This window comes from Lysinibacillus sp. NPDC094403, assembly GCF_050278745.1.
Lineage (GTDB): Bacteria > Bacillota > Bacilli > Bacillales_A > Planococcaceae > Lysinibacillus.
Window position 1 is genome coordinate 846,891 of sequence record NZ_JBNNTL010000001.1, and the last position, 12,149, is coordinate 859,039.

Here is a 12,149-nt window from a genome sequence, read left to right on the forward strand (position 1 = left end):
GTCGGAGGTCTGACCTTTATTTTTCGCTGTTTTTTGGTAAAATAGAGACAAGAGATTAGGAGGCAAAATTATGAATAAACCATTTAAAAAAATCCATGTAGTAGTATTGGACTCAGTTGGAATTGGTGAAGCTCCAGACGCAGCGAATTTTGGAGATGTGGGTTCACATACTCTAGGACATATCGCTGAAAAAATGAATGGGCTTACAATGCCACATATGGAGTCTTTCGGCTTAGCAAACATCGAACCATTACAAGGTATGCAAGCTACTGACAAACCAAAAGCATACTACGGAAAAATGCAAGAAGCATCTGTTGGAAAAGACACTATGACAGGGCATTGGGAAATAATGGGGTTGAATATCGATAAACCGTTTAAGGTGTATCCAGAGGGATTCCCTGCTGAGCTTATTGAAGAGCTTGAAAAACGTACAGGCCGCAAAGTCCTATGCAATAAACCTGCAAGTGGAACACAAGTGATCGAGGACTTTGGCAAGGAGCATATGGAGACAGGAGCGATTATTGTCTATACATCTGCTGACCCTGTTTTGCAGATTGCTGCACATGAAGAAATTATTCCATTAGAGGAATTATATAAAATTTGTGAAATTGCTCGTGAGCTAACATTACAACCAGAATATTTAGTTGGCCGTGTTATTGCTCGTCCATTTATCGGTACACCAGGAAACTTCACACGTACATCTAATCGTCATGACTATGCGTTAAAGCCATTTGGTCGTACAACGATGAATGTCTTAAAGGATGCAGGTTTAGATGTTATCGCAATCGGAAAAATTTCTGATATTTTCAACGGTGAAGGAGTTACGGATGCAGTACGTACGAAAAATAATAAGGATGGTATGGATAAGTTTGCAGAGGTAGTACGTCGTGATTTCCATGGTATAAGTTTCTTAAACTTAGTGGACTTTGATGCGAATTTTGGACATCGTCGTGACCCTCTAGGTTATGGTAACGCACTACAAGAATTTGATGCACGTTTACCAGAAATTACTGAGGCAATGACAGAAGATGATTTACTAATCATTACAGCAGACCACGGGAATGATCCAACATTCCCTGGGACAGACCATACACGTGAATATGTACCGTTAATTATCTATTCACCACGCTTTAATGGTGGTAGCGAGCTAGCACTTCGTGAAACTTTTGCAGATATTGCAGCAACCGTTGCTGAAAACTTCAAAGTAGAAGCACCAGCTTTCGGTAAAAGTTTCTTAAATGAGCTGAAATAAGGGGGATTATCGATATGAATATGGCGCAGCTGTTTGAAAAGAAAAAGCACGGCAAAGAGCTATCACAGGCTGAAATTGAGTATTTTGTAGAGGGTTACACTACTGGTGCAATTCCCGATTATCAAGCAAGCTCCTTACTAATGGCAATTCGTTTATTGGGCATGACATATGACGAAACATTTTATTTAACAAAGGCAATGGTAGAATCTGGAGACGTTATTGATTTATCAACTATTGAAGGTTTTAAAATTGATAAACACTCAACAGGTGGTGTAGGCGATAAAGTCACACTAATTGTTACTCCAATAATTGCTGCACTAGATATTCCAGTGGCGAAATTTAGTGGTAAGGGTCTAGGTATTACAGGTGGTACAATCGATAAATTAGAATCGATTCGTGGCGTTAAAACTGAGCTTTCATCACAAGAATTTATCGACAATGTCAATAAACATAAAATTGCAGTGGCTGGTCAAACAGGTAATCTTGTACCAGCTGACAAAAAATTATATGCATTGCGAGATGTGACGGGTACTGTCGATTCCATTCCACTTATTGCCGCGTCTATCATGAGTAAGAAAATAGCAAGTGGAGCAGACGGCATTGTGCTCGACGTTAAATGTGGCTCAGGTGCATTTATGAAGACGGAAGAAGAAGCACAAGTGTTAGCTGATACGATGACTGCAATCGGTGAAAAGCTAGGGCGTAAAGTAGTTGCGCATATTAGTGATATGGATAATCCATTAGGTAAAATGATCGGCAATAAGCTTGAAGTAGTAGAAGCATTTGCTTTGTTAAGTGGACGTATGGACGAAACGCATGAGGATCTCTTTGAGGAATGTATTATTATTTCTTCGCTTATGTACCAAGTTGCAGCAGGTGTAAATGAGACTGAAGCAACAGCTGCTGTTAAACGCGTATTAGAGGATGGTTCAGCTGCTGCAAAATTTGAGGAATTCATCGTAGCACAGGGTGGCGATTTAGCGGATATCGTGCAAAAAGACACAGCAAATAAAGTAGCTATCAAAGCACCTACTGAAGGCACTGTAGGGACGATTAATGCATTATTAATCGGGGAAGCTAGTGTTGGTCTTGGTGCAGGTCGATTTACTAAGGAATCTGAGCTTGATTATGATGCTGGTATTCAATTGATTGCCAAAAAAGGCGACCATGTTCGTGCTGACGAGACGATTGCTTATCTATATTCAAATCGTCAAATTGATGAAGAAACAATCGAAAAAGTGCAAAAGGCTTATACAATTGCATAAATAAATTTGAGCGAGAACTCTCTTTAACAAAGAGGGTTCTCGCTTTTTTCTGTTCTATGGATAGAAAAAGTCGAGAGTCAGAGCGGCGGAAAGAAAAGTCGGAACGACGGATTGAATTACCAAATAGACGGATAGACTTCGTAACAAGGTTTTTGCATCTTGCTGAGATACCTAAAAAATAAGTTTAAATCACCTGCCACGTTTAAAAATTGTTGATTTATCCCATACTGCATTTAACCTAAAAAGCTATAAGTATGTCGATTTGCCACTATTTCGGAAGACTTTGCACTAGTTCTGTCAGCCGCAAGGAATCACCACATTAAATGTGGAATTGCACGAGGAGGAGGCGATGTTCATGCATTTTCAATTAGAAATGGTAACAAGAGAGACAGTAGTTATACGTTTGTTTGGGGAGCTCGATCATCATGCAGTAGAGCAAATTCGAGCTAAAATTTCTACAGCAATTTTTCAGGGCACTGTAACGACCATCATTTGGAACTTAGGGGGGCTATCTTTTATGGATAGTTCAGGTGTAGGTTTAGTGCTTGGTCGAATGCGTGAGTTAGAGGCAGTCGCTGGACGAACAATTTTATTAAATCCATCGCCGACAATGCGCAAAGTATTTCAATTTTCAGGTTTAGGGCCGTGGATGATGGATGCAACAGAAGAAGAAGCGATTGATCGAGTTAGGGGGATTGTAAATGGATAACGAAATGACATTAACTTTTTTAGCACTTAGTGAAAATGAAGCCTTAGCGCGTGTGGCTGTTACAGGTTTTATCGCACAATTAGATCCAACAATTGATGAGCTATCCGAATTTAAAACGGTTGTCTCAGAGGCTGTTTCCAATGCTATTATTCACGGTTATGAAGAGAATGGTAAGGGCGTTGTTACAGTTCATGCAAAACGTGAGGATGATATTGTAACCGTGTCTGTTTTGGATAAAGGTATCGGTATTGAGGATGTAAGCCAAGCGATGGAGCCGTTATTTACGACGAAAAGTGCGATGGAACGTTCAGGCATGGGCTTTACCATTATGGATAGTTTTTCAGATCAGTTGACAGTAATGTCCAAGTGGCAAGAAGGTACAACTGTCACGTTTACGAAGAAATTTTACTCGGTTCGCACACCGGTAATGTGAGGCTGCGATATTGAAGCCACTAGAACAGTCGTCCGATAAGCTATTGTCACAGGGAGAAATGCGAGATTTAATTGCACGTGCACAGCAGGGCGATCATGAGGCTCGTAAACGAATGATTGAAGGGAATACGAGGCTTGTGTGGTCTATCGTCCAACGCTTTACAAGCAGGGGCGTGGAGCTCGAGGATTTATTTCAAATTGGCTGCATAGGGCTCATGAAGTCTGTGGATAAATTTGATCTAACGTATGATGTTAAATTTTCGACATATGCTGTACCAATGATCATCGGAGAAATCCAGCGCTTTCTAAGAGATGATGGTATGGTGAAAGTTAGCCGATCTATTCGCGAGCTTAATTTTAAAATTCGTCATGCAACTGATGAATTCATTAAAAATAATGAGCATCCACCAACCATTCATGAATTAGCACAGGTTCTTGGTGTTACAGCTGAGGAAATTGTAACTGCCTCAGATGCATTGAGAGATCCTGCTTCCTTGCATGAACAATTGTATGAGAGTGAAGGGGATTCTATTACATTAATGGATCAGATGAAGGACGAAAAATCTGAGCAGCCATTTGACTATATACCACTTAAAGAGGTGCTTACAAGGCTTGAGCCTAGAGAGCAGTCAATTATTTATTTACGATATTTCTCAGATTGTACCCAGACTGAAATTGCTAACAGGTTAGGCATATCACAAGTTCAGGTATCACGATTAGAGAAAAAAATTCTTGCTCAATTAAAAAATTGGATGGCCACAAGTGCCACAGTTGAAGAGGAAGCAGTAAAAAACGACATCTAAGAAAATGGTGACAGCATGACAGATAAACTATTTAACAGCTTAGAAGAAGCCGAAAATTTTCTTAAAGAGCAATTTGGTGACGGCGAATCGTTTGACATTAGTATTACGCATGTATTTGTCAAAGATTTGCCGGTTCTTTGCATATATATAAGCGGACTTGTGGATGGAATAGTGTTAACACAATTACTCTCTAATATGTTGCCTGATGAGGACATTGATATTGAGGATGAAAAGGAGTATTTTGAAGCCTATTTCAATTTCCAAGGTCGTTCAGAGCAAACCAAACGTGAAGCCATTTTATTAGCCATATTAAGTGGACAGGTAGCCTTTATAACTAAAAATGGTTATGGCTATGTTGCAGAGATACGAAGTTATCCAGGACGTACCCCTGAGGAGCCTGACAATGAAAAGGTAATTCGAGGATCTAGGGACGGTTTTGTTGAAGGTATTTCACAAAATGCTGCTTTGATTCGTCGACGAATTCGCAATAGTAATTTACGTTTCGAGCTACATAAAATATCCGAAATCGGTCAAACCGATGTTGCGCTAGTGTTTATAAAGGGTATTGCGAGTGATGAAACGCTCGATAAATTGCGACAGCGTATTAAACAAATTAATCATGATGGTTTGACTATGACTGATAAATCACTAGAGGAATGGCTATTTAAACAGAAGTTTCATCCAGTTCCTTTTGTACGATATACGGAACGACCAGATATTACCGCAGCGCATTTACTTGAGGGACATGTAGCCATTGTTGTCGATACGTCTCCTTCTGTAATTATTGTGCCAGCAACGGCCTTTCATTTACTGCAGCATGCTGAGGAGTATAGGCAGGCACCATCAATCGGAACCTTCGTCCGTTTTATGCGCTATTTTGGAGTAATTACTGGTTTATTATTATTACCTATATGGTATTTATGTGCAACGCACGGGATACATTTACCGGATGAGTTATCCTTTTTAGGGGCAAAGAAAAAGTCACATATCCCCCTATTACTACAAATACTTGTTGGAGATATAGGGATAGAATTTTTGAGGATGGCCGCCATTCATACCCCATCACCATTATCCACTGCGATGGGGTTGGTTGCGGGTATAACTATTGGTCAGATTGCTATTGATGTTGGGGTATTCTCGCCAGAAGTAGTGTTATACACAGCCATTTCAGCTATTCTGACCTTTATAATTCCGTCTTATGAACTGGGTATCTCCATTAAACTCTTTAGAATATTGTTGTTATTAATGACTGGAATTTGGGGAGTTAATGGGTTATTTATTGGGTTCTTTATATTATTTACGTATTTATGTTCATTACGTCCGATGCAAGCGCCATATCTGTGGCCACTTATTCCGTTCTTTCCAAATGCGATGCTTCGCGTACTTGTCCGTTTCCCAATGACAGCAGATGCATTAAGACCTTATGTAGTTGATTCCGAACATCGAAAAAGATCATAAGAGCCGTTGCACTCGTTTTTTTCATGTGATAAAGTTCACATATAGTATTTTGTGATTTTTGCGAAAATTGTCTTCATTCATCAAAAGGCTCACCACGACACGGTGCTGGCATATATATGATATTAGCCCTCGTGTACTGTTCGAGCCATTGTCGAATGATACCTCTGAAAAGGATAGTAGTACTGCTATTTCCATTTTAGGTGCAATTTTTATCACAAGATGGAACGATGTGAAAAGGGAGAGATGCACATGCATTTATATGGAACACAAGCGATTTCTGAAGATGGACATTTAACGATTGGACAGGTAGATACATTAGAGCTTGCAAAAGAGTATGGTACACCTTTATTTGTGTATGATACAGCGCTTATTCGTAAGCGTGCACGCGGCTTTATTGATACGTTTAAAAAACTAGGTGTAAAAGCAGAAGTAGCTTATGCTTCAAAAGCATTTGCATGTGTAGCTGTATACCAGTTAGCGGCAGAAGAAGATCTATCTTTAGATGTTGTCTCTGGAGGAGAATTATTTACAGCTTTAAAAGCTGGATTCCCCGCAGAGCGTATACATTTCCATGGTAATAATAAAAGCATTGCTGAATTAGAATTAGCCTTTGACTCGAAAATCGGTTGTATTGTAGTGGATAACTTCTATGAGATTCAACTTTTACAAGAAATCTCAGAGCGCCGTCAACAAAAAATGCGTATTTTACTACGTGTCACGCCAGGTGTTGAGGCACATACGCATGATTTCATTACGACAGGCCAAGCAGATTCTAAATTTGGCTTCGATTTAAATAATGGCCAAGCAGATGAAGCTTTCCAACAAACTTTTAACCATGAATACCTAGAGCTTCTAGGATTACACTGCCATATTGGCTCTCAAATTTTTGATACAGCGGGCTTTGGCTTAGCAGGAGAAAAACTAATTGATAAAATTTCTGATTGGAACAAGACTCACGATTTTACGTGTACTGTGTTAAACTTAGGAGGGGGCTTCGGAATTCGTTATACCGAAGAAGATGAACCGCTTGAGCCACAAGTATATGTAGAGGATATGATTACAGTTGTAAAGAATAAAGCGACTGTACTTGGTTTAACTATGCCGGAAATATGGATTGAACCAGGGCGATCACTTGTGGGCGATGCAGGAACATCACTTTATACAATTGGTTCACAAAAAACAGTACCTAATGTTCGTAAATATATTGCTGTCGATGGTGGTATGAGTGATAATATTCGTCCGGCATTATATGATGCGAAGTATGAGGCGGTCATTGCGAGTAAAGCGAATGAACCCAAAAATGCAACTTATACAGTGGCTGGTAAACTTTGTGAATCAGGCGATAAATTAATTATTGATGCTAAGCTTCAGGAAGCAGCTTCTGGTGATGTGCTAGCAATCTTCTGTACTGGTGCATATGGATATTCTATGGCGAGTAACTACAATCGTGTGCCACGACCAGCAGTTGTATTTGTAGAAAATGGAAAGCATCAATTAGCAATTCGACGCGAAAGCTATGAAGATATTGTACAAAACGATCTCCCGCTAACGTTAAAAAAGGGTGAGTAAATTTGAGAAAAAACAAATGGGTATTACTAGCGTCCATTTCAACTTTTATTTTGTTGTGGGGCGTTGTCTATTGGGTATTGGCGTCTAAAGGTATTCTCGGACCTGGTTCGTAAGACAGAAATTGACTTGCGGTAAAAGTACAAATCGTGTAGGATAATCAAAGATTATGTACAGCTAGAAAAAGAGGGAATAGACAAATATGTTAATTCGATATAAGAAAGCTTTCGAGAAAATAGCAATGGGGCTACTCTCGTTTATGCCTAACGAAAAAGACATAAAAAAGCTCAAAGAGACAATCCACTCCTATGAAAATGATGATAATTGGGTTTTATATTTATGGAAAAAGAACGATGAGTATGTTGGCATTGTTGGACTTGTAACAGACAGTAATAATATAGCTACGATTCAACATGTTTCCGTTGTCCCTTCTTATAGAGGTGAAGGTGTTGCTAAAGAAATGCTACAGGAAGTGGCAGAACTTGGCCAGTACGAAAGTGTGCGTGCAACGGAGGAAACACGTAATTTTGTTCAAAAATGTATAAATTGTATCGATGAAGAAGCAGACGATCATTGACGTCTGCTTTTTCTTTGTTTGCTTTCTTGACGCTCGGCAAGAATATGTGAGCGATCTCGAAGCATATGTTTATGAAGAAGATAGTTATAGCTACTTGATGGTAAAAGCTGTATGCGAGCAAATACTAATTCCTCCAATATAGGTGAAAGAGGAAGCTGAAATGCATGAAAGGACTTGCCCATTTGGATAGCAGAAAGTGAATTTAATAGTTGTGTTAGTAGTATTTCGTAGTCGATTTCGTCAAAAAAGATATGTCCCATATTATTTTGAAAATTATTGAGTGCTTTTTCTAAGATTCGCGCAGCGCCAATATTATTGTCACGTCGCCAATGATATAAACCTGTTGCGAGCTGTACGTATCCAACGAGAGGATGCTTTTTATCACCTGGAGCAATTTCCTTCCAGTATTCTTCAAGGACTTCATGGCATTCAAAAAAATCTTGATTACCATTAAAAAAAGCACAATAGTCGATAAATAAAGTGTGATGCTGTGGATGCATTTTGGACTCCTTTCTACTATACTAAAAGAACATAGAATCTCAGGGTGGTAAAACAATGTCTTATGAAGTAAAATTAGAAGCCTTTTCAGGGCCTCTTGATTTATTATTGCATTTAATTCACAGATTGGAAATTGATATTTATGATATCCCAATGGCTGAAATTACTCAACAATATATCGACCATATACATGCTATGCAGGTACTGGAGTTAAATGAAGCTAGTGAATATTTAGTGATGGCTGCAACATTATTAGCCATTAAAAGTCGAATGCTCTTACCAATTCACGAAGGTGAGCTAGAAGATGCCGAATTAGAAGTCGACGGCCCAGACCCTCGTGAAGAATTGGTGCAACGTTTAATAGAGTATAAGAAATATAAAGAAGCAGCGAGTAGCCTGCAAGAGCTTGAGACAGATCGGGCACAGGTATTTACACGGCAGCCAGCAGATTTATCAGAGTTAACATCGGATGAACAAATGGCGTTATTTGATTTGAACGTCAACATCTATGACATGATTGGGGCATTTCAAAAACTGATGCGCCGAAAAAAATTAAAAAAACCATTAAAGACAACTGTAGCGAGACAGGAACGCTCAGTGAAAGATCAAATGCGTTCGGTTGTCGATTCATTACGAACTACAGGTGGACGTGCATCATTTTTCGAGCTTTTTCCCTATGAAGATAAGCCAACGCTTATTCTGACGTTTTTATCCATTCTTGAACTAATGAAACGTCAGATCGTCATCGTAGAGCAAAATGGTAACTTTGAAGAATTAACAGTTACTTTACAGAAGGAGGAATGGGATGATGACGAAAACATTGATGCTACAGAGTAGAATAGAAGCCTTATTATTCGTTGTTGGAGACGACGGTTTAACTATTAAACAATTGTCGCAACTTTTAGGCGAACCGGAAGAGTTAGTGTTGCAGACAATGGCAGCGTTAAAAGCAACATATGAAGAAGATTTAGAAAGAGGTATTACTGTAAAAGAAATAGCTGGAGTTTATCAGCTTATCACAAAGTCTGAATTAGCAGATACCATTCAAAGATTAGTAGAAAATCCAACTGTTCAATCATTATCTCAAGCCTCGCTTGAGGTATTGGCTATTGTGGCATACAAACAGCCAATTACACGTGTAGCAATTGAAGATTTGCGTGGTGTGAAATGTGAAAGACCAATTCAAACGCTCGCTGCTAGAGGGTTAATTAAGGAAGTTGGCCGTTCAGAAGGGACTGGGCGTGCAATCTTATATGGTACAACAAAAGAATTCTTAAATTACTTTGGTTTAAATAATATAGAAGAAATGCCGCCTTTACCTGAAGATGAGCTAGTTGAAACAGAGCAAGAAACAGATTTATTTATGACTAAATTCCAAGAAACCTTTAGTGGAGTAAAGTAAATGAGCAAGGTGTGAATTAAAGGTATAATGCTTTGTTTGAAGCATAAATATAATCTATATTTTCCTATTACTTATAATAAGGAGTGGCTCGTTGCTTCGGTTAGTACGTTTAGTATTGTTAATGATAGTCGTGGTAATGTTAATGCTTCCACAAACCAGTTTAGCACGAGGAGGTAGCGGATATGCTGTCTTAGATGGTGATACGGGCCGTGTTTTATTTGAATCAAATAGTGATGTACGGTTACCAATTGCTAGCTTAACAAAAATTTGGACAGCACTCGTTGCTATTGAAAATAGCAATCTTCAAGATGAAGTGGTTATTTCACCGAGAGCTGCAACGGCTGAGGGCTCGTCAATTTACTTGCAGGCGGGTGAAACAGTTACAGTAGAAACACTGTTATATGGTTTGATGCTTCGCTCAGGAAATGACGCAGCAACCGCTTTAGCAGAGCATGCTGGTGGATCGGTAGAAGGATTTGTAAAGTTAATGAATGAGCGGGCTGTTGTTGCTGGTCTCACAAATACAGTATTTATGAACCCGTCTGGCTTGCACCATGATGAGCATTTATCGTCAGCGAGAGATACTGCTGAAATGTTGAGAATTGCTCTTCAAAATAAAACTTTCAAGAAGATTGCCTCTACAGTTCTATTTCGTGCCAATACTGAAAACGGGATGTTATGGGAAAATAAGCATCGTTTATTACGAGAAGGGTCAGGGGTTGCAGTCGAAATAGGCGATGAGACACAACAACCTGTTAATGCATTAAAATCAGCAAAAGGTTCAGCATTTGCCGGAAAAACAGGCTTTACAAAGGTGGCTGGTCGTACCCTTGCAACTGCCTTCCAAAAGGACGGGCAAACCTGTATTGTCGTCACTTTGAATGAATCCGATGACTGGAATGTACATCGGGGTTTAGCCAACAAGGTTTGGCAAGATTACAGTCTTGAGACTGTAGTGAAAAAAGGTAAATATAAAGTCAATAAAAACCTTTCCATTCGTTTAGAGGAACCAATTCTTTTACAGTTAAATAAAGAAGAAAAAGAAAGTGTAAGACAAGTTTTGCATGTTTCCAGAAAACGTAAGGAAGGTGTACTATCCATCTTTATCGGCGAAGAGCGTATTTATGCAGTGCCAGTAAAAGTTGAATCAGCGGATCGTTAAAAGCGATACGCTGATTTTTTTTTGACACACATACAGGATAACGTTTGTGCGCCAGTTCCTATCGAGCTGTGTAAATAAGATTAGTTTTATTTAACAAGTAATAAAAAATATGGTAAAATTAATTATGATGATATTTAATTGAATTTTCTAATATTTATAGGGGGGTATTTATGACCAAAGAATCAAAGAGTAAGCAATATCAAATAGGGTTTATAATAATTTTATTCTTGTCAAGCTTTATCGCTCCCGTTATCTTTTTATATCCTATTCAAGAGTTGCTCTATCGACCTAAAGATTACTACTTTTTTGATCCTTTTTTCACAGCTTATATTATGATGATGGTAGTATTAATCATGCTAGCAGTCACAGTATTAGTCAATTTTTTAGTGACTCCTAAAACAAAAAAAAGTAAGAATATTCAACGAGGAATCGTGGTAACATCGTTTGTAATTGCTGGTGCATTGATATTTTTATGTATTAATAACTATCAATATATTGATACAAAAGGACTTCATATGAATCATTTTTTTAGTTTGCAAGAGGATTTTACAAGCTGGGAAGATATTGTGAAAGTTGAACAGACTATTGTAGAAAAAAATGGTGTGAGTTCACCAGATAAATTGATTTTTACATTACAAGATGGTGCAACAATTGAACAATCTTTAACAGGAAAGTTATCAAGCGCTAAACAATTGATTAATGAAGAATTAAGTAACTATGGACTTAAAATCGAAAATAAATATAGTGAAAATGAGTAATTTTGAAAGGCTGCCGAAAATGGTAGCCTTTTTTCTGTTTTATTGAAAATTTTTAAATGTGATTGCTATTTGATTAAAAATAATAAGAGGGTATGGATAAATTTGATTATCGCCAAATGTTGGGGTGACATTTGTTAAAACGTATGCCAATTATCTTCATTCAGTAGAAGACTCCTACCTCTACAGGTGGTGAGCTGAATAGTCCAAACAACTACTGAAATAGAGGAATTCATACTAAGACCGCCACGCTCTACTACGTTAACACTT

Annotated in this window: 13 protein-coding genes; 12 read left to right on the forward strand and 1 reads right to left on the reverse strand. The window is 38.4% G+C overall.

Annotation, left to right across the window (positions count from 1 at the left end; genetic code table 11):
* The first annotated feature begins 70 nt into the window (after positions 1-70).
* From deoB to ACQKMV_RS03910, 8 genes are all read left to right on the forward strand, one after another.
* On the forward strand, positions 71-1,252 hold the full coding sequence (gene deoB / locus ACQKMV_RS03875; RefSeq protein WP_427502433.1) for a phosphopentomutase: 1,182 nt from the start codon (positions 71-73) through the stop codon (positions 1,250-1,252).
* A gap of 14 nt (positions 1,253-1,266) precedes the next feature.
* Positions 1,267-2,517 (forward strand): thymidine phosphorylase, encoded by a 1,251-nt coding sequence (locus ACQKMV_RS03880; protein WP_427502434.1) that lies wholly within the window; start codon positions 1,267-1,269, stop codon positions 2,515-2,517.
* Between the two features lie 355 nt (positions 2,518-2,872).
* Complete coding sequence (gene spoIIAA / locus ACQKMV_RS03885) at positions 2,873-3,226, forward strand: anti-sigma F factor antagonist (RefSeq protein ID WP_427425263.1); 354 nt, start codon at positions 2,873-2,875, stop codon at positions 3,224-3,226.
* Positions 3,219-3,659 (forward strand): anti-sigma F factor, encoded by a 441-nt coding sequence (gene spoIIAB, locus ACQKMV_RS03890; protein WP_049668625.1) that lies wholly within the window; start codon positions 3,219-3,221, stop codon positions 3,657-3,659. The genes spoIIAA and spoIIAB overlap by 8 nt, the downstream gene beginning before the upstream one ends.
* A gap of 10 nt (positions 3,660-3,669) precedes the next feature.
* A complete protein-coding gene (gene sigF / locus ACQKMV_RS03895) occupies positions 3,670-4,461 on the forward strand; it encodes an RNA polymerase sporulation sigma factor SigF (RefSeq protein WP_427502435.1) in 792 nt (263 codons plus the stop codon).
* A gap of 15 nt (positions 4,462-4,476) precedes the next feature.
* Positions 4,477-5,919, forward strand: a complete 1,443-nt coding sequence (locus ACQKMV_RS03900; protein WP_427502436.1) for a spore germination protein — start codon at positions 4,477-4,479, stop codon at positions 5,917-5,919.
* A 249-nt stretch (positions 5,920-6,168) separates the two neighbouring features.
* A complete protein-coding gene (lysA, locus tag ACQKMV_RS03905; RefSeq protein WP_427502437.1) occupies positions 6,169-7,488 on the forward strand; it encodes a diaminopimelate decarboxylase in 1,320 nt (439 codons plus the stop codon).
* Positions 7,489-7,687: 199 nt separating this feature from the next.
* Complete coding sequence (locus ACQKMV_RS03910; protein WP_427502438.1) at positions 7,688-8,062, forward strand: GNAT family N-acetyltransferase; 375 nt, start codon at positions 7,688-7,690, stop codon at positions 8,060-8,062.
* Here the strand turns inward: ACQKMV_RS03910 and ACQKMV_RS03915 are convergent.
* Positions 8,056-8,562, reverse strand: coding sequence for a DUF309 domain-containing protein (locus ACQKMV_RS03915; protein WP_427502439.1), 507 nt, complete (start codon positions 8,560-8,562; stop codon positions 8,056-8,058). The genes ACQKMV_RS03910 and ACQKMV_RS03915 overlap by 7 nt on opposite strands.
* Positions 8,563-8,617: 55 nt before the next feature.
* Here ACQKMV_RS03915 and ACQKMV_RS03920 point away from each other — a divergent pair, with 55 nt between their 5' ends.
* The 4 genes from ACQKMV_RS03920 to ACQKMV_RS03935 all read left to right on the forward strand — a co-directional run bounded on the left by ACQKMV_RS03920 (position 8,618) and on the right by ACQKMV_RS03935 (position 11,882).
* Positions 8,618-9,397: a segregation/condensation protein A gene (locus ACQKMV_RS03920; protein ID WP_427502440.1), complete on the forward strand. Its 780-nt coding sequence runs from the start codon at positions 8,618-8,620 to the stop codon at positions 9,395-9,397.
* A complete protein-coding gene (scpB, locus tag ACQKMV_RS03925; protein ID WP_427502441.1) occupies positions 9,369-9,962 on the forward strand; it encodes an SMC-Scp complex subunit ScpB in 594 nt (197 codons plus the stop codon). The genes ACQKMV_RS03920 and scpB overlap by 29 nt, the downstream gene beginning before the upstream one ends.
* Before the next feature lie 91 nt (positions 9,963-10,053).
* A complete protein-coding gene (locus ACQKMV_RS03930) occupies positions 10,054-11,124 on the forward strand; it encodes a D-alanyl-D-alanine carboxypeptidase family protein (protein WP_427425271.1) in 1,071 nt (356 codons plus the stop codon).
* 170 nt (positions 11,125-11,294) lie between these two features.
* Positions 11,295-11,882: a hypothetical protein gene (locus ACQKMV_RS03935; protein ID WP_427502442.1), complete on the forward strand. Its 588-nt coding sequence runs from the start codon at positions 11,295-11,297 to the stop codon at positions 11,880-11,882.
* The last annotated feature ends 267 nt before the right edge of the window (positions 11,883-12,149 follow it).

Bases quoted from the DNA above. Each gene is read 5' to 3' on its own strand.
- deoB (WP_427502433.1), top strand. From the start codon at position 71: ATGAATAAACCATTTAAAAAAATCCATGTAGTAGTATTGGACTCAGTT.
- spoIIAA (WP_427425263.1), top strand. From the start codon at position 2,873: ATGCATTTTCAATTAGAAATGGTAACAAGAGAGACAGTAGTTATACGT.
- scpB (WP_427502441.1), top strand. From the start codon at position 9,369: ATGACGAAAACATTGATGCTACAGAGTAGAATAGAAGCCTTATTATTC.
- ACQKMV_RS03915 (WP_427502439.1), bottom strand. From the start codon at position 8,562: ATGCATCCACAGCATCACACTTTATTTATCGACTATTGTGCTTTTTTT.
- ACQKMV_RS03900 (WP_427502436.1), top strand. From the start codon at position 4,477: ATGACAGATAAACTATTTAACAGCTTAGAAGAAGCCGAAAATTTTCTT.
- ACQKMV_RS03935 (WP_427502442.1), top strand. From the start codon at position 11,295: ATGACCAAAGAATCAAAGAGTAAGCAATATCAAATAGGGTTTATAATA.
- ACQKMV_RS03920 (WP_427502440.1), top strand. From the start codon at position 8,618: ATGTCTTATGAAGTAAAATTAGAAGCCTTTTCAGGGCCTCTTGATTTA.
- ACQKMV_RS03910 (WP_427502438.1), top strand. From the start codon at position 7,688: ATGTTAATTCGATATAAGAAAGCTTTCGAGAAAATAGCAATGGGGCTA.
- lysA (WP_427502437.1), top strand. From the start codon at position 6,169: ATGCATTTATATGGAACACAAGCGATTTCTGAAGATGGACATTTAACG.
- ACQKMV_RS03880 (WP_427502434.1), top strand. From the start codon at position 1,267: ATGAATATGGCGCAGCTGTTTGAAAAGAAAAAGCACGGCAAAGAGCTA.
- spoIIAB (WP_049668625.1), top strand. From the start codon at position 3,219: ATGGATAACGAAATGACATTAACTTTTTTAGCACTTAGTGAAAATGAA.